The sequence below is a fragment of the Vibrio coralliilyticus genome (assembly GCF_024449095.1).
GTDB lineage: Bacteria > Pseudomonadota > Gammaproteobacteria > Enterobacterales > Vibrionaceae > Vibrio > Vibrio coralliilyticus_A.
Genome location: NZ_CP024627.1, coordinates 1,014,413 through 1,040,867, shown reverse-complemented (window position 1 = coordinate 1,040,867; position 26,455 = coordinate 1,014,413). Strand labels below are relative to the sequence as shown.

The following is a 26,455-nucleotide window of genomic DNA, read 5'->3' as shown; positions in this document are numbered from 1 at the left end:
CCAGAGAGCGCTTATTCCTTTATGTCCGTCAATAAACCAACTTTAGGGATACCCGCGCGGCTTAATTCATCCAATACTAAGACGACTTCAGCATACGGCGTTGAAGCATCACCACCCACTGCGACTGGCGAATCCGGCTTCAGCGAAAGCTCCGCTTTTACCCGTACGATAACATCCTGAAGAGAAAGACCTCTTATCACGTCTTCATCGTTCACACTCAGGCCTAAATTACCTTCGCGATCGATTTCGACAATGATAAAGCTGGCATCACTATCTCCAGCTAAATCAGAGGCAGGCTTTGCTGTCGTGGTTTTTGGTAGCTCAACATCAACGCCCTGTGTTACAAATGGGGAAGTCACCATGAAAATGATCAACAAAACCAGCATAACGTCGATATAAGGAACAACGTTAATTTCTGCCGTCATCTTACGTTTTTTAGGTTGGTAGCCAGCCATATCCATTAGTCCCTAGTGGAAGAGTCACGCCCAGCCATAGCTTGGCGATGTAGGATACTGTGGAATTCTTCGGAAAAAGTCGCGTAGTTATGTTCCAGCTTACCGACTTTATTGCTCAAGCGGTTATAGGCCATGACTGCAGGGATCGCAGCAAACAGGCCCATAGCTGTCGCGATAAGCGCTTCGGCAATTCCTGGTGCCACCATAGCAAGTGTTGCTTGCTTAACTTCACCCAAAGCAATGAATGCATGCATAATGCCCCAAACGGTACCAAACAGACCAATATATGGACTGATAGAACCTACGGTTGCAAGGAATGGCAGATTAGTCTCTAACTCGTCCACTTCGCGTGCCACAGCGACACGCATCGCACGACCAGTGCCTTCCATTATAAAGTCCGGCGAATCAGAGTTAGATTTTCGAAGGCGAGCAAACTCAGTAAAACCGGAATAGAAAATTTCTTCGGTGCCAGCCAATTCATCTTTACGCTTTTTCGCATTTTGATACAGGACAGAGAGATCTGTACCTGACCAGAATTTATCTTCAAATGTCTCTGCGCTTTTTGACGCTTGAGAAAGCACTTTGCTGCGCTTAATGATCATTGCCCACGACACGATCGACATACCTAACAAGGTCAACATCACCATTTTTACGAGCAGACTTGCTTGCAAAAACAGGTCAAGCATTGAAATATCAGCGGTCACTGTGAGTAAACTCCATAACTATTGATTGAGGAATCGCTTTTGGCCTCATTTTTTTATTATCGATGCATGCTACCTTAACCATTGCTTTACACAATGTTTTAGCATCAGGATTTACGATCTCTTGACAGAAAATAAGGGTGGCTTTCTTGATCTCTGCAACCGATGTCTTAACCGTCAGACGGTCTTCAAGACGGGCACCTTGCAGAAAATCAATGTCCATATGTCGGACTACGAAACCGGTGTTTTGTTCCAAAAGGCTGGATTGTGAAACACCAATACTGGTCAGGTATTCCGAACGACCACGCTCAAAATACTTGAGGTAGTTGGCATGATAGACCACACCACCAACATCAGTATCTTCGTAATAAACTGTTACCGGCAGCTCAAATACCGCACGCTCGTCTTGCACATCAATCCCTTTCTACCATTTGAGGTGCTTTACTATAACGCACCTCATTACCGTTTATGCAATGGTTAATAACGGTTTTCAAAGGTTTAGACAAAAAAATAGCGTCAACTATCAATGAGTGACGCTATTGTGACTATTTAGTGGATAATTTTCAGTCAGTTCAACTTATAAAGCACGTATTAATGTTAAATAAATTAGAATCGTTAAGGAAAAATAGGGACTGAATAATACTTGCCAATACCAGTTTTTCGGCTTAAAGCTCAAACCAAAGATCATGCTGGAACAAATCGCCCAAATCATTAGCGGAGAGATTAAAGCATTAAAGCCGCCAATAGAGGCTGAATATTGCTCCGGATCCCACATCACCATAGCCACATGGTAAAAGCCGAGAATCAAGGATAAGGCTCTGAATAGAGCCTTATCTATTGGCGCATGTAGCTTAGCTACTTGCTCCGCCAGATTACTCACTATCTTTATCCATCATTTCAGAATGCTCTAACCAAAGAGCGTTGATGATGCCGAATGCACAAGCAAGTAGTACACCTAGAATCCATGCGAAATACCACATAGTAATAGCTCCTTAGTAAAGTGAGTTTTTGTTGTCTTCAATGAACTTGCTGTCCAGACGACCAAACATCTTGTAGTAAGTCCAAATGGTGTAAGCCAAGATAATAGGCACCATGATAAAGGCAACACCAGTCATTAGGTTGAGCGTCAATTCAGATGACGTTGCATCCCACATGGTCAGGCTGTGGTTAGGCATCAAATCAGAAGGCATGATGAATGGGAACATCGCCAGACCCGCTGTGAAAATAATACCTGCATTACCTAGGCTTGAAGCGAAAAATGCGATACCACCATGCTCAAGACGTGAAGCCAATACAGTCACAAGAGACATCACTACACCCAGCGCCGGAGCAATCCACATCAACGGGTACTGCTCGAAGTTGTTCATCCAAGCACCCGCTTCACGAACTACTTCTTTAGCAAGTGGGTTAGATGCGCCGTTATGGTCAATTGCACTAGTAATCACATAGCCTTCGATGCTTTGAACCCAGAAACCAGCAGCAACGAAAGTCGCAACCGTTAGTAGACCCATGATTTGTGCAACACTACGCGAGCGAGCGTGAACTTCGTCTGTAGTCTTCATCTGTAGCCAAGTAGCGCCCTGCATTAAAATCATGAACAAGCTGACTAAACCACATAATAAGGCGAATGGGTTTAATAGACCAAAGAATGAACCGTGATACGTTGGCATCAAAAATTCAGTCAGCTGGAACGGTACACCTTGCAGTAGGTTACCAAATGCCACACCAAAGATGATTGGTGGAACGAAGCCACTGATAGAAATACAGATGTCCCACGTTTGACGCCACTTAGTATCTTCAATCTTCGAGCGATAAGAGAGGCCCAAAGGTCTTAGCCACAACGCAGCCAACGTCAAAATCATCGCCAGATAGAAGCCTGAGAAAGACGTAGCGTAAACCAAAGGCCATGCAGCGAAGAGTGCACCACCTGCTGTCACCAACCAAACTTGGTTGCCTTCCCAGTGAGGTGCGATCGAGTTGATCATCACACGACGTTCAGTATCATTTTTTCCGATTACAGGTACTAGCGCACCAACACCCATATCGAAGCCATCAGTCACTGCGAAACCTACCAGGAGAACACCGATCAGAACCCACCAGATAAGTCGCAAGATTTCGTATTCAAACATATGTTTCTCCTTGCTTTACGCGTCTACTTGACGACTAACTTTGTCTTCAACAGAGTCAGCGTTTTGCTCAAAGTGGTAACGACCTGTCTTCAGGCTGCTAGGACCTTTGCGAGCAAATTTCAGCATCAAGTACACTTCTGCAATCAGGAAGACGGTGTATAGCGCCAAGATTGCAAACAGTGACGTCCAGATTTCTCCAGCGGTGAGTGCCGATGCCGCCACATGTACAGGTAGAATTTCACCCACAGCCCATGGCTGACGACCGAATTCAGCAACAAACCAACCTGCTTCGATAGCAATCCAAGGCAGTGGGATACTCAGCAACGCGGCTTTTAGTACCCATGGTTTTTGCTCGATCTTCTGACGACAAGTCTGGATGAATGCGGCACCGAATACGAATAGCATGATAAAGCCACACGCAACCATGATTCGGAACGACCAGAATAGTGGCCAAACTGTTGGGATAGAATCATCCGCCGCGGCTTGAATTTGATCTTCAGTCGCATCAACCACGTTTTCTGTATAACGTTTCAGAAGAAGACCGTAACCTAGGTCACCTTTCACTTCATCAAAGGCGGCCATGTTTTCTTCTGACTTGTCACCTGCACGAAGCTTTTCAAGCAGTTCATAGGCGTACATACCTGTGCGGATACGATCAACGTGTTCATCACGAAGATCACGTAGACCTGTTACTTGCTCATCCAAAGAACGAGTCGCGATGATGCCCATGACGTAAGGAATCTTGATCGCATAATCAGTATGCATGGTTTCCTGATTTGGCAAACCAAACAAAGTGAAAGCGGCTGGCGCTGGCTCGGTGTGCCATTCTGCTTCTACTGCTGCCAGTTTTACTTTCTGTACTTCACCTAATTCATAACCAGATTCGTCACCAAGCACGATTACAGACAGGATTGCCGCCATACCAAAAGAGGCTGCAATGGCGAATGAACGACGAGCGAAAGCGATGTCACGACCTTTTAATAGGTAGTAAGAACTGATGCCAAGAATAAACATCGCGCCTGTCGTATAGCCCGAAGCGACTGTGTGTACGAATTTCACTTGAGCCACAGGGTTAAGAACCACTTCAGCAAAGCTCACCATTTCCATTCGCATGGTTTCAAAGTTAAAGTCTGCCCCAACTGGATTTTGCATCCAGCCATTTGCTACCAAAATCCACAATGCCGAGAAGTTAGAACCTAGAGCGACTAACCAAGTGACAACTAAGTGTTGCCGTTTAGTCAATCGGTCCCAGCCGAAAAAGAAAAGGCCAACAAAAGTGGACTCAAGGAAGAAGGCAACCAAGGCTTCGATGGCCAAAGGTGCCCCGAAGATGTCTCCGACGTAATGAGAATAGTAAGACCAGTTAGTACCAAACTGGAACTCCATCGTCAGACCGGTGGCAACACCTAGTACGAAGTTAATACCGAACAGCTTACCCCAGAACTTTGTCATGTCCTTATAGATTTGCTTATCCGTCATAACGTACAGAGATTCCATGATGGCGAGAAGGAAAGCCATACCCAGAGTCAATGGTACGAAGAGGAAGTGATACATCGCAGTGAGCGCAAACTGCAACCGCGACAGATCGACTACATCAATCATGTTTACTCCTATGTGTCGGCTGAAGACACTTTTTACATTTCTGCGGCATAAGTAAGCGTTGAACAAACTCAAACAATGTTGCTAAAGAACAGCATGTTGTTGCAAAAATGTACCGTAACGGTTAGTTAATTGTTAAGCATCAGCTAATATAGCTAGTGCTAATACTACTGCTAAAAACTGTCTGTTTCAAAAGGTTTGTATTTAGACTTCGCTTTGATTTGTATCAAATTTTGTGCGGCATTTTTGTCTAAAAAACCATCACATTGATCAACATCAACAGTTTAAACGAGCTTTTGTTAATTTGTGGTTATTTGTGAGGGAGAACAAGGTATTTATGCAAAACAAGTGCTTAACAACTCGTCTACTTTAGTTACCTAAATGGCAGGAGCAAGATTCCATTATTGTGACTTTCATCACTAAAAATAAAAACCAGCTCATATTGAGCTGGTCCTGAAAACTTATTTTTCAATTCCGAAATGAAGATAAGCCCTATCGGTAGCTATACGCCCTCTTGGCGTCCGCTGTAGATAGCCTTGCTGTATCAGATATGGCTCCAAGACATCTTCAATGGTATCCTTCTCTTCACCAATGGCGGCTGCCATATTATCCAGCCCAACCGGTCCACCACCGAACTTCTCCATAATGGCTAACAGTAGCTTGCGGTCCATGTAATCAAAGCCCTGAGCATCAACATCCAACATGTTAAGAGCCTTGTCTGCGATGTCTGCACATATATGCCCGTTACCTTTCACTTCTGCGTAATCTCGCACACGGCGCAACAATCGGTTGGCGATACGTGGCGTACCACGAGCACGTCTTGCGACTTCAAGCGCGCCTTCGCTCTCCATCGACAAGCCCAAACAATCAGCGCTACGCTGAACAATATGCTGAAGATCTGGGATTTTGTAGTATTCAAGGCGCTGAGTGATGCCAAAGCGATCTCGAAGTGGAGAAGTTAACGAGCCCGCTCGCGTCGTGGCTCCTATTAGAGTGAATGGAGGTAAGTCAATTTTAATAGAGCGCGCGGCAGGACCTTCACCAATCATAATATCGAGTTGGTAGTCTTCCATCGCGGGATACAACACCTCTTCAACCATCGGACTCAAACGGTGAATCTCATCAATGAACAGCACATCGTTTTCTTCTAGGTTGGTCAGAAGCGCGGCCAAGTCACCCGCTTTTTCCAGAACAGGACCAGATGTAGTGCGAATGTTTACGCCCATTTCATTGGCAACAATGTTTGCCAACGTGGTCTTACCTAAACCTGGAGGGCCAAAAATCAGCAGATGATCCAACGCCTCTTCCCGGAGGTTGGCTGCTTTGATGAAAATCTCCATTTGATCACGAACATGATCTTGACCTTGATAATCCGCCAGCTTCTTTGGACGAATGGCTCTATCGATGACGTCTTCTTCTTTATAAACCGCATTATCCGGTGCGATTAGACGATCCGCTTCAATCATTAACCGTTCCTAGTTGTCACTTAAACCATGGACTTCAGTGCTTCGCGGATCAGCTCTTCACTGCTCATCTCTGAAGTCTTAACCTGAGACACAACTTTAGAAGCTTGGGTCGGTTTGTAGCCTAGTGCAAGTAAGGCACTAATCGCTTCTTCTTCTGCATTAGATTGATCGGCTTGCGGTACAGAATCCACTGGGGCTGCGTCTGTATGAGGAGTGAACAAATCACCCGCACCCCAGCCTTTGAGACGGTCTTTCATCTCAACAACCAGACGTTCCGCTGTTTTCTTACCAACACCCGGCAATTTAACCAGTGTTGAAATGTCTTCACGTTCAACACATGAAACAAATTGGCTGGCTGTCATACCTGACAATATACCCAAGCCCAGTTTCGGACCGACGCCATTAGCTTTAATCACTTCGCGGAATAAGGCACGTTCTTTAACAGTATTAAAGCCATAGAGTAGCTGGGCATCTTCGCGAACAACAAAATGCGTGTAGATGATTGCTTCCTCACCAACATTCGGCAATTCATAAAAACAGCTCATCGGCATCTGAACTTCATAGCCAATACCGTTTACTTCAATCAACAATTCAGGGGGTTGCTTTTCAAGCAGAATGCCACGCAAACGTCCAATCACACTCAATACTCTTTAGAAATGAATTTGCGACAGGATAATAAAGAACTGGATAGACATCCAGTTCTTTATACGGTGTATCTAGATTTTTGAGACCACTTGATCAAGTTGGGATGTGAGAGTACGCACTGTCTCGACCTGCCCGTTTAACTGCGAACCATTTTGTGCAACAAGCTCGGAAATGGTCTTGGTTTCCACCACACCATTAGCCACTTCACTGCTCGCTTCATCCAGTTCTTTGAGTGCCGACATTTGGTTGGTCATGATATTGGCTAAGCCGTTTACATCTTTCGAGATACCTGTCACTTGTTCGATGACTTCTTTCATTCGCGTCGCACTAGCGTGGACCACCTCTTGACCGTAACGCACTTCCTGTTCGCTTCGGTCAAGCAAGTTACGAATCTCCACCGCGGACTCACTACTCTTAGCTGATAACTCACGAACCTGATCCGCCACCACAGCAAACCCTCTGCCCTGTTCACCCGCGCGAGCGGCTTCAATCGCTGCATTCAGTGCCAGTAAATTGGTTTGTTCCGCAACCGAAGTGATCAAATCAGCGACTTTCATGATTTGATCATGGCTGTCGATGATCTGGCTTATTGCACTGATAGAAGCTTCAAGCAGTTCTGAGCTCTTCTCTGCCTGTTTATGGACAGCGTCACTTCGTCCGCGCAACTCAGTGACAAAGTGGCTAGAATCTTCAAGCCCCTCGGTCATCTGATGCACCTGCTGACTCATCTGTTCAGCGGCACTGGCCTGAGATTCACTATTGATGTTGAGCTGACTAACCTGGCTTTCGAGAGCTTCCGACTGAGACTCTAAAACTTGCGAGACTTCTTTCAATTGATGAGAATTCTGATTTGCTTGCTCTAGTACACTCGATAAATGTCGCTCACCTTGGGTAGCTTTGTCGGCTACCGCTTCACTTTTTTGTTTTGCGTACTCTGCTAACTCAATCGCCTGATCACGCTGTTTCACCGTAAAGGCTTGAGCAATACAAATCACCCCCAGCGGGAGAATGGTTCCTGACCATATTTCAATGCGCAATGCCGATTCAGATAGAATCAATTGAGGAAAGCTAAAATCCGAGAGATGAAGATACGTCATGGCAGCCGATAACGAAATGACAATCGCACTCCAACAAATCGCCATGCTCCTCGTCCCTGAAAGGAAAAAAGCAACAACCAGTAAAGGCACCCAATAGGTTTGAGTTGACTCTACCACTCCGCCACTTTGGTAAATGATGTTGAGCGCATGGACCGTCATACCAACAAACCCAAGATTGAGCGCAAAACCGGGATGTTTAAGCCACTTCAGACAAGCTGCAGAAATCAACTCTAAGACAATCAGAAACACAGAAGTCAGCACTAAGCTGTCATGGCTGTGTTTACCCCATTTAATAAAGCTATAAAGACCAACGAGGAAGGCAATAAAAGTGAATAGAGACAGGATGTCAGCCTGTCGCTGTTGTGATTTTGTCCAATTGTGTTGGCTCGGCATGCACGCACGACGCCAGAGAGTGGCTGGGTTCATTGTCAATCATCCTTGATTGAAAGTTGTAAGACCTCCGACCACTATAGGTTTACAACATTTTCATAACAAATCGCATTATTAGATCTGTTTAGGACGTCTCAGTTTTGAAATCACTATACACAATCAACGGTAACGACCTCGTCGTGCACTGGTTGCTTTACCAGCCAAAGCAACTAAGGTTTTATTGGTATTCGCATGACAGATAGCAACGCCTAGGGCATCAGCGGCATCCGCTTGAGGCTTGGCAGGCAACTTGAGCATTGACTGCACCATGTGTTGTACCTGTTCTTTATCTGCGCCACCAGTCCCGACCACCGCCTGTTTGATTAAGCGCGCTGCGTATTCATATACCGGAAGGTCAGCATTCACTGCAGCAACAATCGCACTGCCACGGGCTTGACCAAGCTTTAAGGCGGAGTCCGCATTGCGCGCCATAAACACTTGCTCAATAGCGAACACATCCGGTTGGAATTGGGTGATGATTTCGGTCACTCCGGCGTAGATTTGCTTGAGCCGTCCTGGCAGCTCTTTTTCTGATGTCCGAATACAGCCACTACCTAGATAATGAAGGTGACGTCCGGTTTGGCGGATAACGCCGTATCCAGTGATGCGGGAACCCGGGTCAATGCCCAAGATGATTGACATAGTGCTTATAAAACCTATTCGTTTAGCCAACGCGTATCTTAGCTTACACCATGAGCATTAGCGAGGTTTCAGGGCGCAGTGACCACTGCTCTGCTCGATAAACCCGCATCCAACGTCACTTCAATAACCGCGGTGCGCTCATGACTAAGCTTTTCCCCACTCCAGTAGTCATACCAATGCACTGGGAAATCAGACGTCAGAGTGACCTCTCGTGCCGGTTGCTGGAAATTAAATAGACAATGTAAGTCGTTTTGCTCCGTCATGGGTAGATACGCGTGGTGCAAACTCAATGACGTGAATCGGGCGGCATTTTGATTATGCTTATGGCGGATAAACAAACGCGACAGTGTTCGCTGAGCAAACGGCGTCATCTCAGGTAATGGGTCACCTGATAACAACAGCCCACCACTCGCCAGCAATACATCACGATGAAATTCATAGTAACGCCGCTCAGTCGCTTGATTAGGTAGTGAGACTAACGTGGCGCAATCCGGATCAACCTGCCATAACTTCCGATGCTGCCAACTACGATAAAAGGTTTCTTTAGCAATCTGTTCGAAGCGCCTCTCATCTCGCTCGACATCGTCTGAGATCCGCATTGCATCGACAAGTCCCAGCGATGGCCACATTGGAGCATTACAGCCAAGAATCAAGGCCTCACCCGCTCCTTCGGCAATGGCTTCCATACCCAGCCGATACGCCTCTACACCTGTGATACCACTCTGATGTCTAAAACCTTTCAATGTTCCCCAATAGTTCGCATCGAGCTTGAATAACTCAATACCCCACTCTTCACGCATCGTTTTCACTACGTTTGTTAGATGTTCCTGAACATCTGGATTAGACGTATCTAATATGTACCAAGGTGTACAACGCCAGCCCGCGTAAGTCACCTCTTCAGCTTTAAGTAGAGAGCCATCTTCATGAGTCACAAACCAATCTTGATGTTGCTTAAAAAGCTCCGATTCTGGCTGAGCAATAAAGGGGGCTAGCCAAATCGCGGGCTTCTTACCCTGAAGTTTGATTTCTTTTATCAGCGCTTTTACGCCAGAGGGGAATTTGTCAGACGGTGCGAGCCAGTCTCCCATAAAAGCCTGGTAACCGTCATCCAACAGAACATAATCGAGTTGTTGTAGATCACCCTGCATACACTTCATGTTATCCAGAATATGCCCTTGTGTAACTTCAGCGTAATAAGCGTACCAAGAGCACCAGCCAATTGGTGCGTCCTTCATAGCGCCCTGACGAGCAGGATGATGTCGCGATATCAGTGTCGCATATTCATCATAAAGGGTGGAAAGAGACGTTCCCTGCAGCACAACAACAGATTCGAGTTGATTAGAAGCCCAATCAAGCGGGTGAGTATTTTCACCATCAATGCATATCTTCAACCAAGTGTGATTTTCAATATCGACAATTTCGAAATATCCAGCGAAACGGTGACAAGAAGTAAAACCAAATAGGGTGTAACCCATCGAATCTTCTACCACCAGATAGTTGTAGTAACGTTTTGCCGCAGTGGGAGGATAAATTCGGTAACTGGAAGAGTTGTCAGGACAACGTCCTATATCAATGGGGTGCTCCGCCGTGCCAGTCGTCTGAGCTAACATCTGAAAACCATCACCCAGCAAAGTGGCAGTATGCTCAAAGCCAAATTCAGTAATCGCCAAGACATAACGTCCACCAATGGGATCATTATTCAACCCTTGATAAGTAAACGTAATCTCATTGTGATTAAGATCGGCCTGAAGATTGATGTCTCTTACTCGCAGGGTGCGACCATTCTCCAGTTTGACTGAAAACGACATAAATGAACTCCCAGACCCTATATATTTTTGCACTGTTAAACAAATTAGAGCACTAGGCTTTTTTATTGTCCAATCACTAACTTAGGTAATATTGGTCTAGGTCACGAATTGTCCACTTTAAATTCACAAGTTGAGTAAATACGGTTTTAGATGAGGTATAGCATAGAGATGAAACGAAAAAGCCCTCCAACTCCGGGAGGGCGAAAAGGCAGTGGATTATTGCGCTAAGCTTCCTGCTTAAAAAAAGCCCACCTCAGTGGGCTTTAAGGGATATGAACAAACTCAGTCGTTAAATTAGAATGCGTAAGCCAGTTTAACGAATGATTCGATGTCGCCTTCTTCTGCGCCAACACCTAAGCTGTAACCTTCATCAGAGATGTGGTAAGCAACATCTACTAACGCAGTCACATTGTCAGTGAACGCGTAAGAACCGCCAAAGTTCACTGCCTCACGAGTGTCTTCGATCGTTACGTAGCCCACTGCTAGGTAAAGAGCATCGATAGTGTAACCCGCAGAAGTGTTGTACATCTTCACTTTCTTACCATCTGCGAATTCTTCTTCGGCAAATGTCGCGCCGATACCTACTGAGCCCAGCTTCACAGAGCCGTTCACTAGGTAAAGTTTGTCAGTAGTACCTTTATCTTCATCGTTATCTTCGTAACCAAAGTTAACCATGAAAGTGTCGTTTTCATAACCTAGGTAACCGTTGTAACCTGGTTGGCGCTCTTCTTCAGCAGAATCGTCCGTATAGTTGCGGTCACCATAGTAAGAGATGCCGTACTTAACGCCTTCTTTATCGCCTTCAAACTTAACTACCTGACGTGCGTCAGAAGCGTCATTTGGTGACCATAGGAACTCAATAGTTTGGTCTGCAGCACCATCCACTGCGTCGAGAGCTGTGTCGTTAGCATAACCAGCAGAAACAACACCAGCTCCAGTTTTGTAACCAACCCAAGTATCTGTAATAGTAAACGTTGAGTCTGATGTACCGTAGTCATTTTCTACGTCAAATTCACCACCAAACTTACCGACAATGTTGCCGTTTTCGTAATCAGCGAAGATATCAAAACCCGTGACACCACCGTTGTAAAACTCTTCGTCTTTTTGTTTGTCGAAATTATTTACTTCTTCATTAACTTCTTTACGGTCTGTTTGGTAATAACCACCAACGGCGATTTCACCTGATACTGTAAATTGGTCGCCTGAAAGTGCGTCTGCGGCTACCGCTGAACCAGTAATAAGAGATAGGGCTACTGCTAAAACTGTCTTTTTCATTTTCTATGTTCCTATAGATTTTTATTTATGAGCGTCAAATACCACCTGCCCGCTCTGGCTATAGAAACTATTGGCACTAATAATTATTAACAAATGAATCAATAAAAAATGACCGTAGCCACATAATTAAGGTTGTCGAAAACACTTAAGTTTTATTAATCACTAATAACAAGTAACTCAATTAAAAGAAAAAAGTGCCCATGCTGTCATAGAAGATGAAAAGCAGCCTTGTCACTCCAATGGACTGAATCACGAACATGATTGAGTAAACACCGCCATACCTATGCCCTGAGCAGAAATATTCTTTGCTTTCTCAACCTCAACTAAACTTATAACTAAGAGGTTTGATGGAACAGACTGGTGTACAGATCCGCGATTGGACAATTCATTTACCTTATTCTCATTCTTTGGGGTGGAGTCGTATGGTCCTCGCCACTGAGAGTGGCTCAGGATTTATGGCCCCCGTATGTCATGAATTCTGTATTAGGCAGTGGTATCGCGCATGATTTAGTCACCGATGGACTTGTCTCATCGGGCTATGAAATTGAGTATTCTGTCAAACCATGGTCGCGAGTGCTGAAAGAAACTATTAATGGAAAAAATGACGTCATCATCGCCATCTGGAAAACAGAGCAACGCAATAAGGATTACTTGTTTACTGATGTCTATATGTACAACCAAATGGCTTTCGTGTCTCGCTCTGACACCAAGTTCGAATACGTATCGCAAAACAGTTTAAAAGGGGAAAGAGTCGCGTTAATTAACAACTACGGCTACGGTGCTGGCTTACGCGAATTTGATGGGTTGATTCCAATAGACTCTATAGACTTACCTAATAGTATCCGTCTCGTTATGACGGATCGCGCTGATGTATTAGTCACCGACGAGGCTGTCGGCAGATGGACGGTAAAAGAGATGAGAATTAAAAAGGGCGAGCTGTACTTTAGCACGACTTACCTTGATTCAACCCCGCTTCACGCAGCCGTCAGGCGAGATCACCCACAAGCTAAAGCAATCGTCTCAGCTCTCAATCGCTACTTCCGAGAGCATGCCGCTCAGAAGCTTGAGCAACTCAGAGTAAAGTACGGGCTAACTGACTAAATATGAACACTTGTTTATTCCGTCTGGCGCATTTCATTGTGGCAAGCCACAAAATGATCACGAATGGTTTTATTCCCATAACATGGTGCAATCGCGTCACTACCTAATACAGTCAAGAAGAACTCGGGGGGGCCGACCCAATTCTCTGGCAAGTGAGGAAAGAACCATAACAAAGCTCGACGAACAATATCAGGGACAGAAACGATCGAAACAGGCTTGCTCTGTACTTGAAAAGCCAAACGTGCGAGCTCATTAATCGATAATACCTCAGGGCCTCCGATATCATACTCATTTTGATCTGAGTCTAACTGACTTAAACAAAAACTAGCCAAGTCTTCCCCATCAATGGGATTCATTCGCATCGTCCCCTGACCAAATTGATAGATTCGTCCTTTGGCCGCCATACGATAGAACTCCTCAAGGTCTACAAAAAATCCATTTGGCCTGATGACACACGGAGATAAATGTTCTGAATTCAGTAATCGACGCGCAAATCTCTCTTTGGCTCGAAGCAATCGAACTTGTGGGTACTCTTGTGCCTTAAAGGCCGAAACATAGATAAACCGTCTAACGCCAGAGCTTTCCGCTTCAAGTAAGATATTTAGATTCGCTTGGTAATCGACATCCATATAACTGACATCATCCTTCTGGCGAGTAATACCTAAGCAAGAAATAACCACATCGACACCTCGGCATATGCCCTCAAGTTGCTCTGGCTTAGTGACTTGCGCCTCAACGATTTGTGATTCGCTGAGCCCTATTTCAATCAGCTTTTTCTTATTACGAGCAAGGGCAATAAAGTCGCGCTTCTGTTCTAAAAGTTGTTTCACAATATGCGTGCCCAAATAGCCTGTGGCGCCAACAACCAAAACTTTATGTGATGTTGCCATTCCATTCTCCTTATTCACTCATCATGACTTATTGACGATTCGATTTTCGTTGGGCGGTGTAATCCTTCACTAAACGTTCAGAACATTACCAGAATTGAAGAAGATATACTGGAATCTGTATATGATGGCTTCATTACTGCCCTTCTGGGATACGTCGCGCAGAGACAGAAGAGAACATTTCTACAAAGCGGAAACCGGAATCGAGCCCTACCTGATAATCATGCAACAACGCATCGCGACTGCTCATTAAAGAGTTAGATAGCAAAGGCTTGTCGGGCTTAATTTGCACAATAAAGCAGTCATCAGGAGGATTATGCAGAAAGTTTTGAGTTAATGCGTAAGTTTGATAGTGCACCATGAGCATGTCAGCCAAACTCGAGTCAAATCTGTCCCCAAGTAAGTAGCCCAATCTATATATGCTGTCCGCTCCAAATAGCCAACGTCCTCCATTCAATGGCTCTATATACTGTTGGCTTATTTTTTCTTCTTTTGCACGTTGCAGTTGTTCATAAAAGAACGTTCGCCAGTCAATTTTCCATTGGGCAAACCTCTCTTGCCATTGTTCCTGTATTAATTGAAATGAGCCTCGATTCCAATTAATGCGTTCACCTTCAGGCAAAGGTAACGGCCCAGGCTCCTCTAGATCCTCACCTTCCGTGCGAATGACAACGATACACCTTGCCTCTTTACGCCATGCTTCCTGGACTGGTATAGACGCCGAGACTCCGCCGTCCACATAAACCCCATGTTCAAACTCAACCGCTTCATGGTAGAGCCTTGGAATTGCACAGGTAGCGATCAGCACTTTTCTCCAATCATCTTCAAGCATGGGCAGATAATGGTCCAATAGACGTCGGGTATCTGTCACTGCCGCATATGCTTTACGATCAGCCAACACCCGCCGACCCATATCAATATCTAGCTTATAAGGAAATTCACTGATTTTATCTAAAGCCCAGTCAAGGCCTAGATATTGTTTACGGCGGATGTAACGAAATAGATTGAAAAACTCTGGTTCAGTGGTGAGTTCAAGAATGAATGAGCGTCCCAAACCTCTTTGACGACATAGGTAGGCGCAAAGGTTTAATGCACCTGCGGATGTTCCATAAAAAGTATCAAAGGGATCGAAATTCGATAACTGAAAGGCATCAAGCACTCCCGAGGTAAAAATACCACGCTGACCACCCCCTTGAGCAACCAGCGCATTTTTACCACCTGTGTACTTTGCAAAGCGTTGAGTATCCAACCGGATAGCAGCGCTGGTAACCACACCGCTATTGTCCATAAGCTCAACCTAGGCTGAAGTGATTGCGATTAGGCCAAAACCTATCAGAACAGCAAAAACTGTTACAGTGATGACTAACGCATATTTCAGATCGTGTTCCATAGACACCTCCATTATTGTGTAACAAAGTAATAACATCGTTGTGAGATATCTTCAATAATTCCCTTTTTTGTGTGCGTAATTATGACGTTACTATCACAATTAGAAGATATCGCTCTGATAGGACAGTGCTTATGAACAACAAAAATATCCCTCTGCTCGGTTGCATTTTGCTTAGTTTTACTCCGACAACTTTTGCAGATGTATATCTAACACCTTGGGCTGGTTACACCTCAGGTGGCAGTGTAGAGAATCAAGATCAACAAGAGTACGATCTGAAAGGTTCCGAAAGCTTTGCAATAAGCGCTGAAATGGATCTAGACAAAGGCAGAATCGGTTTGTTTTACGCCAATCAAAAAACCGATGTAGAAACCGTCAGCCTCAGCTCAACCATGCACTATCTACATTTTCAAAGTAGCATTTATTATCCCGTTGAAGAGTCACTATACAGTTATCTTGGTGTTGGGCTGGGCGGTTCATACATAGATGCAGATTGGGTGGGCGATGAATTGGGCTTTTCTGCCAGTATCTTCGGTGGTTTTGAATATCGTCTCACTGAGCACTTTGCACTGAATACTAAGCTGCGTTGGCTTGGCACAGTTGTCGATAACGACACCAGTGGCGTATGCAATCTGCCCGCTTCACAGGAAGGAAGTTGCCTCATTAAATTCAAAACAGATTGGATGAACCAATTCTCGGCAAATGTCGGATTAACCCTACGTTTTTAGAGGCAATGCCTTTTCATTGCAAATAATTTAGTAAAATACATTAACTGAGCGTATATTTTTCAGTCATACGCTCTCTTAATTTTAAAAGAGTTATGTTTCACTGCACACAAAAAAATCTCAAGTTTCTTCTAGAAAAGTATGTAACAACCATTTAACTCACTAATAAGTCATCACAAATACATTTTTCTCACCAAACCCCAACATTGAACTCACAATTACAATCTATTGCTTTAACCTATGCTTGTAGTTAGTCTTTTCAATATGCACAGCTGATTATTTCAGTTAGAGCAAACACACATTGAAAAATTAAGCATTTATATCTGAGAAACCTTAAAGAAACCCAAATAAACAACCACAAACTTATTTAGATAAGACAGTTAAGCATCCATATTAATCGTTATATCTGCTTTACTGATTATAAGTTTGCTCAGGCTCCCGTTCAGCCTGAAGGGGTTTGAGGTAGCTTCACTCTCGGAAATCGGATTGACAGGAGTCCTTTATGAAGCGAGAACAATGGGGATCCCGCGCCGGGTTTATTCTGGCGGCAGTGGGATCGGCTATCGGCTTAGGAAACATTTGGCGTTTCCCATATATGGCCTATGAAAACGGCGGTGGCGCTTTCTTTATCCCTTACCTTTTTGCAATGATCACTGCAGGCATACCTTTTATGATCCTAGAGTTCAGCATGGGTCAAAAATATAGAGGCAGCGCGCCAAGAACTTTAGCTAAAATTCACTCCAAATTTGAATGGCTTGGTTGGTTCCAGGTCGGCGTTGCTGCTGTCATTGCCGTTTACTACGTGGCTGTGATTGGCTGGGCGATCTCCTATTTTGGTATGTCGTTTAACCAGAGCTGGGGAACCGACACCAATGCATTCTTCTTTAGTGATTACCTAGCTTTAGGCGATAACTCGCCAACAGACCTTGGCAGTATCCAATGGAAGATTGCCATCGCGATGCTGATTGCTTGGGGGATCACCTACGCTGCTATTGTTGGTGGCGTTAAGGCTGGTATTGAGCGGGCCTCTAAAATCATGATGCCTATTCTCTTCATCATGGTAGTACTTCTTATCGGTCGCATGATATTTCTGCCTGGTGCTCTGGATGGCGTCAACTATATGTTCGAGCCTGACTTCAGCAAAATTTGGGATGTTAAAGTTTGGGCAGCAGCGTACGGCCAAATCTTCTTCACACTCAGTATTGGTTTTGCCATCATGCTGGCTTACTCTAGTTACCTACCTGAGAAGTCGGATATAACCAACAATGCGTTTATGACCGTATTGATCAACTGTGGCTTCTCAATTCTGGCTGGTATCATGATTTTCTCTGTATTGGGCTACATGGCACAAGAACAGGGCAAACCACTGACTGAAGTGGTTTCTGCTGGTGTTGGGTTAGCGTTTGTGACTCTACCAGCAGCAATTAACTTGCTCCCAGCACCATATATCCTCGGTCCTCTGTTCTTCTTCGCTCTTGTCGTGGCCGGATTGAGCTCACATATCTCCATTATGGAGGCCGTTACGTCAGCCGTTATCGACAAACTAAAATGGAGTCGCAAAAAAGCGGCAACTGTTGTTATTGGCGCGGGCGTGATTGTCTCAATGGCATTTGCAACCAATGGTGGCCTACTACTACTAGATTTGGTCGACCATTTTGCTAACAACGTCGGTATCATGGTGGGTGGTTTTGTCGAGATTATTCTTATGGCTTGGCTACTGAATAAAGTTGGTGATGTACGCGAATACGTCAATGAGATCTCTGACTTTTCTATCGGTGCTTGGTTCGTGATTTGTCTGCGCTTCATCACTCCAATTATGCTGGCAGTTATTCTCGCAACCAAACTACAAACCCTATTCACTGAAGGCTACGGTGGCTATGACCTAACACTAGGTTGGGCAATGATAGCAGCTCTATTCGTTATCGGTGTACTCATTAATGCAGCTAGCCGCAAGGAGGCCTAATTATGACAACAGGTGCAATTATTATGATGGTAGTAGGTTTAGGTATCACATGGGGTGGTGCTGCTATCTGTATCAAAAGAGCAATGAATAAGCAGGACTAACCTTACTGCTTATCTTTATCTCAAATGCCGGCATTGAATGTCGGCATTTGTGTATTGATCAGAGCTAAAATGTGTACTTAACGCCAAGGGCTCCGCCAATCTGAAGTTCTGGGCCACTATACAAATCTAGCTCAGGGTGAACTTGACCATACATGTTCCAACCTTGACTGAAATTCCAGTTCAAACCAAGCGGCACACGGGCACCAAATTCGTTATGGTCCCATTCGCTCCATGCCCCCGCTCCAATATACCAAGTGAAAGGTGTACTCTCGCTAAATTCACCACGCTTAATAATGTAATCAAACGCAGCGCCATCATTACCAACAGTAAAGCGATACTGATTATCCAGTTCAAGTACTGCACTTAAGTCTTGATCAACCGCCAAGCCCGCGGAAATGCTCGTAGATTCAGAGCCCTCCGCAATCGTAGCAGTACTACCGATTAACGCTGATAGGGCCACCATAGTTTTAACTAGTGCACTTGTCTTCATCACTATTTACTCCCACAAAGTAAAACAACATACAATCATCCCAATTTATGAGTTCACAGTGTCAAATAGAGGTAAAAGTAGGGTTAAAGGCAAGGCAGGTATGAAGCTAGCTCGGATCAAAAAAGGAGGCCGAAGCCTCCTTTTTCACACGAATGAAGAGTAGGAATTAACCGTGGTTACGGATCCATTCATCCATCTCAGTTTTTAGGTTGTCAGACTTAGTACCAAAGATAGCCTGAACACCACCTGCCACCACTACTACGCCTGCAGCGCCTAGTTGTTTTAGTTTGTCTTGGTCAACAGCTTCTGTATCCGATACTGCTACACGTAAACGAGTGATACATGCGTCTAGACCCGTGATGTTTGCTTTACCACCGAATGCTGCAACTAGCTCACCAGCCATGTCTGAACCAGATGTCGCGACTGCTTCTTCAGATTCATCTTCACGACCTGGAGTCTTAAGATCCATCGCTTTGATAACAGCGCGGAATACTGCGTAGTAGATAACCGCATAAACCAAACCAACACCTACCATCAGACCAATTTTCTGTGCGTTACCAGATAGTACAATGAAATCGATCAGACCGTGTGAGAACGAAGTACCATGTACAAAACCTAGAGTGTTTGCAACAACGTATGCAGAACCCGCTAGTAGAGCATGGATACCGTACAGTACAGGAGCAACAAATAGGAATGAGAATTCGATTGGCTCTGTGATACCTGTTAGGAATGAAGTCAGGGCAGCAGACGCCATGATACCCATTACTTTCGCGCGGTTCTCTGGCTTAGCAGAGTGAGCGATTGCAATAGCTGCTGCTGGTAGACCGAACATCTTGAACATGTAACCACCTGCTAACTGACCGAAGCCATTACCCGCAGCACGAGATGCTTCGTCTGCAACTAGGTAACAAGTTAGAACGCCGTTTTGTGTTTCGCCAGCAGCATTCACACAAGTACCCGCTTCGAAGAAGAATGGTACGTTCCAAACATGGTGTAGACCGAATGGGATTAGAGAACGCTCAACGATGCCGTAGATGCCGAATGCAACTTGTGGGTTCTGATGTGCAGCCCAGTCAGAGAAAGAAGCGATAGCGCCACCAATTGGAGGCCATACCACTGACAGTACAATACCCAGTGCGATAGCAGCGAAACCAGTAATGATAGGCACAGCACGCTTACCAGCGAAGAAGCCTAGGTATTCTGGCAGTTGAATCTTGAAGAAGCGGTTAAATGCCCATGCAGCCACACCACCAACAAGAATACCACCTAACACACCTGTGTCTATTTTCTCAACACCCATGACACCAGCCATCACACCCAGCGTTGCTGTCATGATACCGTAGCCAACGATTGCAGCCAGACCTGCTACACCATCGTTGTTAGTGAAACCAAGCGCTACACCCACCGCAAATAGCAATGCCATCTGACCAAATACAGAGCCACCAGCCTGTTCCATCAAGTTGGAAACAATTTCCGGAATAAAGCTCAGATCGGCAGCACCAACCCCGAGTAGAATACCTGCAACAGGTAAAACCGATACTGGTAGCATCAGCGCTTTACCCACTTTTTGCAGGTTGGCAAAAAGATTCTTAAACATGTTTATGCTCCTGAAAAGTTATAAGAATTATTGGGTTCTAACGGCACACCCCCGTAGCCTTAAATGTTAGCACCCAGAGAAAATGTAACCACGTAAAACAGTATATTTTCCGGCTCTAAATATATATTGATGGTGAACAAACTTTCTAGTTAGTGATGGAAATTAGTTTCAAACTAATAGATGGATCACAATCCATAAGAGACTAAATTAGCTCACTTTTACCATATATCTTATTGATATTTATAAACTTATCATGAAGCGCAATTAATTTTGATGAGTAAATAAAATAAGCCCGATTGTTATTTCATGTAACAAAATTACAATTTGATATTTACCGCCTCTCACCTTCAACAGATTTAGTAAACAAGCGACTTTTTATGAACTAACGTGATATTAGACACAAAAAAAAGGAGCAGGCGCTCCCTTTTTAACCAGAACTCTTTTTCTATCTCAAAAAAAGATTTCTGAAGTTTTCACTGGTTTTACTTCCGACTTCGCTCAACGAAGTATTTTTCAATTGGGCAATATAGGAAGCGACTTCAACCACATAGGCTGGCTGGTTTTGCTTTCCTCGATGCGGTACAGGGGCCAGATAAGGTGAATCGGTTTCTATTAAAAGCCTTTCAAGCGGTAAAGCTTTCACCACTTCTTTCAACTCAATGGCTTGCTTAAACGTCACAATCCCTGAGATAGAAATATAAAAGCCCAGCTCCATCGCAGCTTCGGCAAACGCAAGATCTTCGGTAAAACAATGAATCACACCGCCACACTTTTCTGCTTGCCCACGACGAAGAATATCCAACGTATCTTGTCTAGCATTACGCGTATGTATAATCAAAGGCTTATTCAGCTTAACACCTAGCTCAACTTGCTGTTGAAATCTCAGTCTTTGTAACTCAGCGGTTTCAGGCTGGTAGTGATAATCCAGCCCGGTTTCGCCTATCGCTACCACTCTTGGGTTCGAGGCATATTCATGCAACCGATCCAACGCAAACTCACTCTCTACATCCAAAGGATGAACACCACAAGAAGCGTAAACGTTGTCAAAAGGCTCGATCATTTCCAGCATGGCAGGGAAAGAGTCTAACGTCACCCCAACCGAAAGTAGCTCTGATACATTAGCGGCCTTGGCCTTCTCCACGACATCCTTAATACCAGAATGCAGCTCCTGATAATCCAATTTGTCTAAATGACAGTGCGAGTCTACGAACATGATTCCTCATTAAATCTAAATAACCAATCTAAGATTAACAGCTCACTATTTAGGCCAACGTGCTCTCTAAGCTGATCAAGTAACTGACTCAATGTGTCAGTTTGGCGGTACAATATCTGATAGCTGATACATCCTGCTAATAACTTTGCCCCTGGCGTGAAGTAAGGCTGATTCAAGCCAAAATGGACTTTTTGAGCATCTGTCATCAGGTACCACAACCATTGTAGGTACTCTACTGGTGAACTAGCCAGTTCTTTTGCTAACTTGACATTATCTCCCATATTTTGAACAACCTTTAGGAGTTCAGCTTCAAATGACAAATACTTCTCTTTGTAATCTTGTTCAATGAATGCTTGTGTTTTGAGCGGCGCGTTACCATTAATGTGCGCGACATAAGGTGCGATAGTGACAGACACTTGTGTGTTTAACCACTGAGTGACTACCTCAGGTTCTGGATTCACCACCTGCCATTGCTGACAGCGGCTGGTTATGGTTGGTAACAGTTGGTGCACTTTGTGGCTCAACAAAAGAAACATACAGCTTTCGGATGGTTCTTCTAGTGTTTTCAGTAATGCGTTAGCCGCAGACTCGTTCATCGCTTCCGCTGGTTCAATAATGAACAGCCTAACCCCCGACAACTGAGAAGACTCCTGTGCCAAGCGATTACATTGGCGAATCTGTTCCACTGTAATCGCCTTGCCTTCTTTTTCAGGCTTAACGATATGAAAATCTGGATGGTTGTTCGCTTGCATCAACTGACAACTATGACAGAAGCCGCAAGCTTCATTGACGTAATTACTACACATCACAGCATTGCTGAATTTTTCGACCAGCTGCTCAGCACCAAGACCTTCCTCTATAGCCAATAAGGTGGCATTAGAGAATCGCTCAGCCTCAAGGCTTAATTGCCACTCCTGCCAGATATCAGTCAGCCAAGGATACAGTGCTTGCATAGCTATTGTTCCAACCAGTTGGTTAAGACGGTTTTGATGTCTAAAGCAACTTTATCAATACTTTGCTCAGCGTTAACGACAACGACGCTCGGGTCGTTGTCTGCCAACTCAAGATAACGCTCTCGTGTACGATCGAAAAAGCTCATATCCATTTTCTCGATTCGGTCTAACTCCCCACGCCCACGAGCTCGTTCAAGGCCGACGCGTGGGTCGAGGTCAAGATATATCGTTAGATCGGGTTTGAAATCACCCAATGTGGTCTGTTTAAGTACACTCATTGTTTGCTTGGAGATTTGACGACCACCGCCTTGGTAGGCCTGAGAAGACATATCATGACGATCTCCTACCACCCATGTACCGTCAGCGAGAGCTGGTTTAATCACATTTTCGACCAACTGAACACGAGCAGCATACATAAGAAGTAATTCAGTCATATCTTGCAGCTCCTCACCTTGGTGCTCTTGCTTCACCAAGGTTCTGAGTTTTTCCGCTAATACCGTGCCACCAGGTTCTCGGGTGTTTCGGATTCTTTCTATACCCGTTTGTTTTAGCGTATCAAGCACTGCATTGATAGCCGTGCTTTTCCCCGCGCCTTCTAACCCTTCAATTACGATGAATTTCGCTTGTGTCATTTGTTGCTTCTTAATTGTCTTAAATACGCACGAACGGCTCGATTATGCTCGCTCAGTGTTTTGGAAAATACGTGGCCACCTGTACCGCTTGCCACAAAATAGAGATAGTTGCTATTTTCAGGATTAGTGGCTGCCGCGATAGAGGCTTCGCCAGGCATAGCAATTGGCGTAGGTGGTAAGCCAAATATCACATAAGTGTTATATGGTGTCGGTGTTCGCAAGTCTTTCTTACGTATATTTCCATCATACTTGTCACCCATGCCATAGATAACAGTGGGATCCGTTTGTAAACGCATTCGCTTATTGAGGCGATTAACAAAAACACTCGCAACACGTTCGCGCTCAGCACCTACCGCCGTTTCTTTTTCGATGATAGAGGCAAGAATTAAAGCATCGTAAGGTGTCTTTAACGGCAAGTTGTCCTGACGTTGCTGCCAATGTTTTTCGAGAACCTGTTCAAGTTTATCAGCCGCACGTTTGAGAATATCGAGGTCGGAAGTTCCAAACGTATAGTGATAAGTCTCAGCCAGAAGTACCCCCTCCAATTTGGATTGAGTAAGACCAATCTGTTGAGCAATTTCTGCTTCACTTAATTCTGAAGTTTTATGTTCAAGATATGGCGCACTCTCCATTGCTTCACGCCACTCTGCAAAGGTTGAGCCTTCAACAAATGTAATAGCAAACTGATGCTCTTTACCTGTCTTGAATAATTCTAACGCTTGAGTGAGGTTGAGCTCTGGTTTAAGCAGATAGGTACCTGCTTTTACTTGGGTTAGTTCGGGATGAAAGCGACGAACGAATCGAGCCATATCACTAGACTCGATTAGGCCTTGCTCTGTCAACTCGGAAAGAAGGCGATTGAAACTCACACCGGACTCTAAGGTATAGATTTGTTCTTGTTCGAGTTTAAGGGGCTGAGCCACGTACTCATCCACTTGTTGCTTCACATATAGATATCCAGCGCCAGCGATCAGCATGGCGAGAACCAGAAAAAAGGTGATCTTTTTAATCACGGGTTAACCATCTCCTGAATTTTTTTCGTTATCGTTCCTATTGAATAGGCTTGTGTGCCAACACTTTTAACAGGAGCAACACCAAGAATCGAGTTACAAACAAACACTTCATCCGCACTACAGAGCTGATCAAGCGTATAGTCTCCGCTTTGAGCTTGAACACCGTCACGGAGCAAAGTCTCAATGACCACTCGGCGCATAACACCTGAAACACCTGCATTCGTCAAATCTGGGGTATGTATAATACCTTGCTTAACCCAGAACACATTGGCCATCGTCGTTTCAATGACTCGATCGTTCACATCTAAAGCAATGCCATCCGCCCAACCTGCATTATCCATTTCAGCTTTCAACAATATCTGCTCAAGACGATTATTATGTTTATGACCAGCTAACAAAGGGTTCAAGCCTAACCTTTTTTGACACACGCCTAGACAAATCCCATCCGTTAACCATTTTTCATAATGGACAGGATAGTGAAAGGCGCTAATAGTAACATTTGGTAAGGTCACTTGAGTAGGGCTATATCCACGCCCCCCTACACCGCGACTGATATGTAGCTTTAAACCCGATTTAGGTGCGTTGATCCGCGCGCTCCTGAGCCAAGTTTCTACATCCTGCCAGTCAGGTGGTTGGATATCGAGCACCTCCAAACAAGACTGCATTCGCTCTTTGTGCTTACCCCAATGTTCTATGTCACCATCAACAACCAACATGGTCGTAAAACAGCCATCTCCGTATTGAAACGAGCGATCTGCGAGCGCAATCATTTCAGCGGCCTGTCCATTAACCCAATACATATCAGTGCCCAAATAAAAGAAAACGGCTTAATGCCAAAGCATTAAGCCGTTTTATCACAAATTAGAGAATGACTCTTTAGATCTTTTTGAAAACCAATGAGCCATTTGTACCACCAAAGCCAAATGAGTTACAGATAGCGTACTCTGAATCGATTGGTTTTGCCGTATGAGGGACTAAATCAATGTCTTCAAGGCCTTCTTCACGGTTGTCTAAGTTAATGGTTGGTGGAACCATTTGATCAACCAAAGACATAATCGTCACAATGGCTTCAACAGAACCAGCAGCGCCAAGTAGGTGACCCGTCATTGACTTGGTAGAAGAAACTTTCACTTGCTGAGTACCTTCTTCGCCCAGTGCACGACGGATGCCTTTCACTTCAGCAACATCCCCAGCCGGAGTAGACGTACCGTGAGCATTTACATAGCCGACTTGTGTACCAGTGATGCCAGCGTCGCGCATTGCCGCTTCCATTGCCAGCGCACCACCAGAGCCATCTTCACTCGGCGAGGTCATGTGGTAAGCATCACCAGACATACCAAAGCCAACCAGCTCTGCGTAGATCTTAGCACCGCGTGCTTTGGCATGTTCGTACTCTTCCAGAACAATGATACCTGCGCCATCACCCAGTACAAAACCGTCACGGTCTTTATCCCATGGGCGAGAAGCTTTTTGGGGTTCGTCATTACGGGTTGACAGCGCTTTCGCTGCACCAAAGCCAGCCATGCCCAGAGGAGTCGAAGCTTTTTCTGCGCCACCTGCAACCATAGCGTCAGCATCACCGTATGCAATCATACGGGCAGCATGACCGATATTATGTAGACCCGTTGTACACGCCGTAGAAATCGCGATATTAGGACCGCGCAAACCACGCATAATGGATAAGTTACCAGCAACCATATTTACAATGGTTGAAGGGACGAAGAATGGGCTAACTTTGCGAGGGCCTTTTTCGACTAGTGCAGTATGACCAGACTCAATAAGGTCAAGACCACCGATGCCTGAACCAATCGCAACACCTACTCGCGCTGCGTTTTCTTCATTAATTTGTAAACCAGAGTCGTCTAAAGCTTGGATACCAGCAGCGATGCCGTATTGGATAAACAAGTCCATCTTACGAGCATCTTTTTTAGACATGAACTCTGTACAGTCGAAATCTTTTACTAAGCCTGCAAAACGAGTTGAGAAATTTTTAGTATCAAAGTGCTCGATATTCACAATACCACTTTGACCAGCTAGCAAGGCTTTCCAGGATGATTCTACAGTGTTGCCGACCGGTGACAACATACCCATGCCAGTGACAACAACACGACGCTTGGACACGATTTTATTCTCCGGGATTGAAATGA

28 protein-coding genes are annotated in these 26,455 nt (G+C 44.8%); 4 read left to right on the top strand and 24 right to left on the bottom strand.

The features are described from left to right. Window positions 1-11: 11 nt before the first annotated feature. The 13 genes from CTT30_RS04750 to CTT30_RS04690 form a co-directional block, all read right to left on the bottom strand. Window positions 12-455 (bottom strand): ExbD/TolR family protein, encoded by a 444-nt coding sequence (locus CTT30_RS04750; RefSeq protein WP_239836765.1) that lies wholly within the window; start codon window positions 453-455, stop codon window positions 12-14. 5 nt (window positions 456-460) lie between these two features. Then, window positions 461-1,159: a protein TolQ gene (tolQ, locus tag CTT30_RS04745; RefSeq protein ID WP_239836766.1), complete on the bottom strand. Its 699-nt coding sequence runs from the start codon at window positions 1,157-1,159 to the stop codon at window positions 461-463. Then, window positions 1,149-1,568, bottom strand: coding sequence for a tol-pal system-associated acyl-CoA thioesterase (gene ybgC, locus CTT30_RS04740; RefSeq protein WP_252036171.1), 420 nt, complete (start codon window positions 1,566-1,568; stop codon window positions 1,149-1,151). The genes tolQ and ybgC overlap by 11 nt, the downstream gene beginning before the upstream one ends. 165 nt (window positions 1,569-1,733) lie before the next feature. Continuing rightward, entirely contained in the window at window positions 1,734-2,036 is a 303-nt protein-coding gene (gene ybgE / locus CTT30_RS04735; protein ID WP_252036170.1) for a cyd operon protein YbgE, read from the bottom strand. After that, a complete protein-coding gene (gene cydX, locus CTT30_RS04730) occupies window positions 2,029-2,136 on the bottom strand; it encodes a cytochrome bd-I oxidase subunit CydX (RefSeq protein WP_000270284.1) in 108 nt (35 codons plus the stop codon). Before cydX ends, ybgE begins: the two co-directional genes overlap by 8 nt. Window positions 2,137-2,148: 12 nt before the next feature. Next, on the bottom strand, window positions 2,149-3,285 hold the full coding sequence (cydB, locus tag CTT30_RS04725) for a cytochrome d ubiquinol oxidase subunit II (RefSeq protein ID WP_252036169.1): 1,137 nt from the start codon (window positions 3,283-3,285) through the stop codon (window positions 2,149-2,151). A 15-nt stretch (window positions 3,286-3,300) separates the two neighbouring features. Continuing rightward, a complete protein-coding gene (cydA, locus tag CTT30_RS04720) occupies window positions 3,301-4,887 on the bottom strand; it encodes a cytochrome ubiquinol oxidase subunit I (protein WP_239875309.1) in 1,587 nt (528 codons plus the stop codon). Window positions 4,888-5,345: 458 nt separating this feature from the next. Beyond that, a complete protein-coding gene (gene ruvB / locus CTT30_RS04715; protein ID WP_239875308.1) occupies window positions 5,346-6,350 on the bottom strand; it encodes a Holliday junction branch migration DNA helicase RuvB in 1,005 nt (334 codons plus the stop codon). 20 nt (window positions 6,351-6,370) lie between these two features. Beyond that, complete coding sequence (gene ruvA, locus CTT30_RS04710) at window positions 6,371-6,988, bottom strand: Holliday junction branch migration protein RuvA (protein WP_239836911.1); 618 nt, start codon at window positions 6,986-6,988, stop codon at window positions 6,371-6,373. Between the two features lie 78 nt (window positions 6,989-7,066). Beyond that, window positions 7,067-8,518 carry a methyl-accepting chemotaxis protein gene (locus tag CTT30_RS04705; RefSeq protein WP_252036168.1) on the bottom strand — a complete coding sequence of 484 codons (1,452 nt, stop codon included), beginning with the start codon at window positions 8,516-8,518 and terminating at the stop codon, window positions 7,067-7,069. Window positions 8,519-8,641: 123 nt separating this feature from the next. After that, complete coding sequence (gene ruvC / locus CTT30_RS04700; RefSeq protein WP_006962853.1) at window positions 8,642-9,163, bottom strand: crossover junction endodeoxyribonuclease RuvC; 522 nt, start codon at window positions 9,161-9,163, stop codon at window positions 8,642-8,644. Between the two features lie 68 nt (window positions 9,164-9,231). Beyond that, complete coding sequence (locus CTT30_RS04695; RefSeq protein ID WP_252036167.1) at window positions 9,232-10,971, bottom strand: glycoside hydrolase family 36 protein; 1,740 nt, start codon at window positions 10,969-10,971, stop codon at window positions 9,232-9,234. 294 nt (window positions 10,972-11,265) lie between these two features. Then, complete coding sequence (locus CTT30_RS04690) at window positions 11,266-12,246, bottom strand: porin (RefSeq protein ID WP_252036166.1); 981 nt, start codon at window positions 12,244-12,246, stop codon at window positions 11,266-11,268. A 471-nt stretch (window positions 12,247-12,717) separates the two neighbouring features. Between CTT30_RS04690 and CTT30_RS04685 the strand changes: the two genes are divergently transcribed. After that, on the top strand, window positions 12,718-13,347 hold the full coding sequence (locus tag CTT30_RS04685; RefSeq protein ID WP_252036165.1) for a substrate-binding periplasmic protein: 630 nt from the start codon (window positions 12,718-12,720) through the stop codon (window positions 13,345-13,347). A 14-nt stretch (window positions 13,348-13,361) separates the two neighbouring features. Here the strand turns inward: CTT30_RS04685 and CTT30_RS04680 are convergent, their stop codons facing one another. The 3 genes from CTT30_RS04680 to cydH form a co-directional block, all read right to left on the bottom strand. Beyond that, the gene (locus tag CTT30_RS04680; RefSeq protein WP_252036164.1) at window positions 13,362-14,237 is read right to left on the bottom strand and encodes an SDR family oxidoreductase; all 876 of its coding nucleotides are present in this window, start codon (window positions 14,235-14,237) and stop codon (window positions 13,362-13,364) included. Window positions 14,238-14,370: 133 nt separating this feature from the next. After that, window positions 14,371-15,522: a patatin-like phospholipase family protein gene (locus tag CTT30_RS04675; RefSeq protein ID WP_252036163.1), complete on the bottom strand. Its 1,152-nt coding sequence runs from the start codon at window positions 15,520-15,522 to the stop codon at window positions 14,371-14,373. 9 nt (window positions 15,523-15,531) lie between these two features. Further along, window positions 15,532-15,624: a cytochrome bd-I oxidase subunit CydH gene (gene cydH / locus CTT30_RS04670; RefSeq protein ID WP_239836778.1), complete on the bottom strand. Its 93-nt coding sequence runs from the start codon at window positions 15,622-15,624 to the stop codon at window positions 15,532-15,534. Window positions 15,625-15,755: 131 nt separating this feature from the next. On the opposite strand from cydH, the gene CTT30_RS04665 reads away from it, so the two are divergent. The 3 genes from CTT30_RS04665 to CTT30_RS04655 all read left to right on the top strand — a co-directional run bounded on the left by CTT30_RS04665 (window position 15,756) and on the right by CTT30_RS04655 (window position 18,410). Then, window positions 15,756-16,349: an outer membrane beta-barrel protein gene (locus CTT30_RS04665; protein WP_252036162.1), complete on the top strand. Its 594-nt coding sequence runs from the start codon at window positions 15,756-15,758 to the stop codon at window positions 16,347-16,349. Between the two features lie 499 nt (window positions 16,350-16,848). Next, window positions 16,849-18,309, top strand: coding sequence for a sodium-dependent transporter (locus tag CTT30_RS04660; protein WP_252036161.1), 1,461 nt, complete (start codon window positions 16,849-16,851; stop codon window positions 18,307-18,309). A gap of 2 nt (window positions 18,310-18,311) precedes the next feature. Further along, the gene (locus CTT30_RS04655; RefSeq protein WP_239836781.1) at window positions 18,312-18,410 is read left to right on the top strand and encodes a MetS family NSS transporter small subunit; all 99 of its coding nucleotides are present in this window, start codon (window positions 18,312-18,314) and stop codon (window positions 18,408-18,410) included. Window positions 18,411-18,474: 64 nt separating this feature from the next. Here the strand turns inward: CTT30_RS04655 and CTT30_RS04650 are convergent, their stop codons facing one another. From CTT30_RS04650 to fabF, 8 genes are all read right to left on the bottom strand, one after another. Next, window positions 18,475-18,900: a hypothetical protein gene (locus tag CTT30_RS04650; protein WP_252036600.1), complete on the bottom strand. Its 426-nt coding sequence runs from the start codon at window positions 18,898-18,900 to the stop codon at window positions 18,475-18,477. Between the two features lie 166 nt (window positions 18,901-19,066). Further along, complete coding sequence (ptsG, locus tag CTT30_RS04645; protein ID WP_239867857.1) at window positions 19,067-20,497, bottom strand: PTS glucose transporter subunit IIBC; 1,431 nt, start codon at window positions 20,495-20,497, stop codon at window positions 19,067-19,069. Between the two features lie 445 nt (window positions 20,498-20,942). Then, complete coding sequence (locus tag CTT30_RS04640; RefSeq protein WP_239836784.1) at window positions 20,943-21,710, bottom strand: TatD family hydrolase; 768 nt, start codon at window positions 21,708-21,710, stop codon at window positions 20,943-20,945. Beyond that, a complete protein-coding gene (gene holB / locus CTT30_RS04635; protein ID WP_252036160.1) occupies window positions 21,701-22,663 on the bottom strand; it encodes a DNA polymerase III subunit delta' in 963 nt (320 codons plus the stop codon). The genes CTT30_RS04640 and holB overlap by 10 nt, the downstream gene beginning before the upstream one ends. Before the next feature lie 2 nt (window positions 22,664-22,665). Next, entirely contained in the window at window positions 22,666-23,295 is a 630-nt protein-coding gene (tmk, locus tag CTT30_RS04630; RefSeq protein WP_239875299.1) for a dTMP kinase, read from the bottom strand. Then, window positions 23,292-24,308, bottom strand: coding sequence for an endolytic transglycosylase MltG (mltG, locus tag CTT30_RS04625; RefSeq protein ID WP_252036159.1), 1,017 nt, complete (start codon window positions 24,306-24,308; stop codon window positions 23,292-23,294). The genes tmk and mltG overlap by 4 nt, the downstream gene beginning before the upstream one ends. Continuing rightward, window positions 24,305-25,108 (bottom strand): aminodeoxychorismate lyase, encoded by an 804-nt coding sequence (gene pabC, locus CTT30_RS04620; protein WP_252036158.1) that lies wholly within the window; start codon window positions 25,106-25,108, stop codon window positions 24,305-24,307. The genes mltG and pabC overlap by 4 nt, the downstream gene beginning before the upstream one ends. A gap of 76 nt (window positions 25,109-25,184) precedes the next feature. Then, on the bottom strand, window positions 25,185-26,429 hold the full coding sequence (gene fabF / locus CTT30_RS04615; protein ID WP_252036157.1) for a beta-ketoacyl-ACP synthase II: 1,245 nt from the start codon (window positions 26,427-26,429) through the stop codon (window positions 25,185-25,187). Window positions 26,430-26,455: the final 26 nt, after the last annotated feature.

Bases quoted from the DNA above. Each gene is read 5' to 3' on its own strand.
- CTT30_RS04750 (WP_239836765.1), bottom strand. From the start codon at position 455: ATGGCTGGCTACCAACCTAAAAAACGTAAGATGACGGCAGAAATTAAC.
- cydX (WP_000270284.1), bottom strand. From the start codon at position 2,136: ATGTGGTATTTCGCATGGATTCTAGGTGTACTACTTGCTTGTGCATTC.
- cydB (WP_252036169.1), bottom strand. From the start codon at position 3,285: ATGTTTGAATACGAAATCTTGCGACTTATCTGGTGGGTTCTGATCGGT.
- cydA (WP_239875309.1), bottom strand. From the start codon at position 4,887: ATGATTGATGTAGTCGATCTGTCGCGGTTGCAGTTTGCGCTCACTGCG.
- ruvB (WP_239875308.1), bottom strand. From the start codon at position 6,350: ATGATTGAAGCGGATCGTCTAATCGCACCGGATAATGCGGTTTATAAA.
- CTT30_RS04705 (WP_252036168.1), bottom strand. From the start codon at position 8,518: ATGAACCCAGCCACTCTCTGGCGTCGTGCGTGCATGCCGAGCCAACAC.
- ruvC (WP_006962853.1), bottom strand. From the start codon at position 9,163: ATGTCAATCATCTTGGGCATTGACCCGGGTTCCCGCATCACTGGATAC.
- CTT30_RS04695 (WP_252036167.1), bottom strand. From the start codon at position 10,971: ATGTCGTTTTCAGTCAAACTGGAGAATGGTCGCACCCTGCGAGTAAGA.
- CTT30_RS04690 (WP_252036166.1), bottom strand. From the start codon at position 12,246: ATGAAAAAGACAGTTTTAGCAGTAGCCCTATCTCTTATTACTGGTTCA.
- CTT30_RS04685 (WP_252036165.1), top strand. From the start codon at position 12,718: ATGAATTCTGTATTAGGCAGTGGTATCGCGCATGATTTAGTCACCGAT.
- CTT30_RS04680 (WP_252036164.1), bottom strand. From the start codon at position 14,237: ATGGCAACATCACATAAAGTTTTGGTTGTTGGCGCCACAGGCTATTTG.
- CTT30_RS04675 (WP_252036163.1), bottom strand. From the start codon at position 15,522: ATGGACAATAGCGGTGTGGTTACCAGCGCTGCTATCCGGTTGGATACT.
- cydH (WP_239836778.1), bottom strand. From the start codon at position 15,624: ATGGAACACGATCTGAAATATGCGTTAGTCATCACTGTAACAGTTTTT.
- CTT30_RS04665 (WP_252036162.1), top strand. From the start codon at position 15,756: ATGAACAACAAAAATATCCCTCTGCTCGGTTGCATTTTGCTTAGTTTT.
- CTT30_RS04660 (WP_252036161.1), top strand. From the start codon at position 16,849: ATGAAGCGAGAACAATGGGGATCCCGCGCCGGGTTTATTCTGGCGGCA.
- CTT30_RS04655 (WP_239836781.1), top strand. From the start codon at position 18,312: ATGACAACAGGTGCAATTATTATGATGGTAGTAGGTTTAGGTATCACA.
- CTT30_RS04650 (WP_252036600.1), bottom strand. From the start codon at position 18,900: ATGAAGACAAGTGCACTAGTTAAAACTATGGTGGCCCTATCAGCGTTA.
- ptsG (WP_239867857.1), bottom strand. From the start codon at position 20,497: ATGTTTAAGAATCTTTTTGCCAACCTGCAAAAAGTGGGTAAAGCGCTG.
- CTT30_RS04640 (WP_239836784.1), bottom strand. From the start codon at position 21,710: ATGTTCGTAGACTCGCACTGTCATTTAGACAAATTGGATTATCAGGAG.
- holB (WP_252036160.1), bottom strand. From the start codon at position 22,663: ATGCAAGCACTGTATCCTTGGCTGACTGATATCTGGCAGGAGTGGCAA.
- tmk (WP_239875299.1), bottom strand. From the start codon at position 23,295: ATGACACAAGCGAAATTCATCGTAATTGAAGGGTTAGAAGGCGCGGGG.
- pabC (WP_252036158.1), bottom strand. From the start codon at position 25,108: ATGTATTGGGTTAATGGACAGGCCGCTGAAATGATTGCGCTCGCAGAT.